Consider the following 237-nt stretch of genomic DNA (forward strand, 5'->3'; position numbering starts at 1 on the left):
CAGCCGAGGCCGCAAATCACGCCCTCAGCCTGGTCGGAGAAATACGAGTGATGCCGGAACGGTTCTCGGCGATGCACGTTCGACAGGTGAATCTCGACGAACGGGATGCCGACCCCCGCCAGTGCGTCCCGAATGGCCACGCTCGTATGCGTGTACGCGGCGGGATTGATCAGGATGAAATCGGTGTGTTCAGTCCGGGCGGATTGGATGCGGTCGACCAGCGCGCCTTCGTGATTG

1 protein-coding gene is annotated in these 237 nt (G+C 62.0%); it reads right to left on the bottom strand.

Annotation, left to right across the window (positions count from 1 at the left end):
* A partial coding sequence (locus SB751_RS35220; protein WP_410749642.1) for a type II 3-dehydroquinate dehydratase occupies window positions 1-237 on the bottom strand: 237 nt, incomplete at both ends.

The organism is Cupriavidus sp. SIMBA_020 (assembly GCF_046535395.1).
GTDB lineage: Bacteria > Pseudomonadota > Gammaproteobacteria > Burkholderiales > Burkholderiaceae > Cupriavidus > Cupriavidus campinensis.